General features: G+C 51.3%; 1 rRNA gene. It reads right to left on the bottom strand.

Going from position 1 to position 1,941, the window contains the following annotated elements:
* Window positions 1-183 precede the first annotated feature (183 nt).
* A 16S ribosomal RNA gene (locus ACFQZJ_RS19740) occupies window positions 184-1,712 on the bottom strand.
* Window positions 1,713-1,941: the final 229 nt, after the last annotated feature.

Below are 1,941 nucleotides of genomic sequence, written 5' to 3'. Positions count from 1 at the left end.
GCTATGGGACTGTCCCTACCCTATGCCTCTTTTAAAAGGAACATACGGCATTTACTATATATCATAATTGTGGAGCGTTACGTGAACAATAATCATCAAAAGTGAATAATAAACCGAAAAAACGGGACCGGAAACTTCTTCCGAATATGTCAGGGACCGTCCGCTTAAGCGGACAATCTCTAGAAAGGAGGTGTTCCAGCCGCACCTTCCGGTACGGCTACCTTGTTACGACTTAGCCCTAGTTACCGATCTTGCCCTAGGCCGCTCCTTGCGGTGACGGACTTCAGGCACTCCCGGCTTCCATGGCTTGACGGGCGGTGTGTACAAGGCCCGGGAACGTATTCACCGGATCATGGCTGATATCCGATTACTAGCGATTCCAGCTTCACGGGGTCGAGTTGCAGACCCCGATCCGAACTGTGACAGGTTTTATAGATTCGCTCCCCCTTGCGGGGTGGCTGCTCTCTGTACCTGCCATTGTAGCACGTGTGTGGCCCAGGACGTAAGGGCCGTGATGATTTGACGTCATCCCCACCTTCCTCACGGTTTGCACCGGCAGTCCCGTTAGAGTCCCCATCATGACATGCTGGCAACTAACGGTAGGGGTTGCGCTCGTTATAGGACTTAACCTGACACCTCACGGCACGAGCTGACGACAACCATGCAGCACCTTGCAAATTGCCCGAAGGAAAAGGTATCTCTACCCCTGTCAATATGCATTTAAGCCCTGGTAAGGTTCCTCGCGTATCATCGAATTAAACCACATGCTCCACCGCTTGTGCGGGCCCCCGTCAATTCCTTTGAGTTTCATTCTTGCGAACGTACTCCCCAGGTGGGATACTTATCACTTTCGCTTGGCCGCCCAGTACTCAAGGTACCGGACAGCTAGTATCCATCGTTTACGGCGTGGACTACCAGGGTATCTAATCCTGTTCGCTCCCCACGCTTTCGTCCATCAGCGTCAGTATATGGTTAGTCACCTGCCTTCGCAATCGGTGTTCTATGTAATATCTATGCATTTCACCGCTACACTACATATTCCGGCAACTTCACCATAACTCAAGACGACCAGTATCAAAGGCAATTCTACAGTTGAGCTGCAGACTTTCACCACTGACTTAATCGCCCGCCTACGGACCCTTTAAACCCAATAATTCCGGATAACGCTCGGACCCTCCGTATTACCGCGGCTGCTGGCACGGAGTTAGCCGGTCCTTATTCTTACGGTACCGTCAGTAAGCTACACGTAGCTCTTTTTCTTCCCGTATAAAAGCAGTTTACTACCCATAGGGCATTCTTCCTGCACGCGGCATGGCTGGATCAGAGTCCCCTCCATTGTCCAATATTCCTCACTGCTGCCTCCCGTAGGAGTCTGGTCCGTGTCTCAGTACCAGTGTGGGGGATCCCCCTCTCAGGGCCCCTACCCATCGTAGCCTTGGTAAGCCGTTACCTTACCAACAAGCTAATGGGACGCATGGCCATCTTTCACCGGCCGAAGCCTTTAACCGTTAAGCAATGCTGCAAAACGGTACTATGGGGCATTAATCTTCGTTTCCAAAGGCTATTCCCCTGTAAAAGGTAGGTTCCATACGCGGTGCGCACCCGTGCGCCGGTCGCCATCTTCCAGCAAGCTGGAAATGCTGCCCCTCGACTTGCATGTGTTAGGCCTGCCGCTAGCGTTCATCCTGAGCCAGGATCAAACTCTTCATCGTTGTTCTGTATATATTCGTCCCAACAAGTCCAATGTCCGTCCCCGGCCCCGGTTCTCTCGATCTAATTCTATCCAGGACTCGCGTCCTGTATTCTTTGATTCTTTGTTCTCTACCAAAGATCGACTACTCCGGGTCGCCCCGTTTCATAGATCTTATCTTCTCCACAATATTTCAATGAACTCCTAAATTCCCAAAAAAAAGCCCCGAGGGATACTTCTTTTTTCTCAGG

The organism is Maribacter chungangensis (assembly GCF_042676845.1).
Classification (GTDB): domain Bacteria; phylum Bacteroidota; class Bacteroidia; order Flavobacteriales; family Flavobacteriaceae; genus Maribacter; species Maribacter chungangensis.
This window is presented reverse-complemented; position numbering and strand designations above follow the sequence as displayed.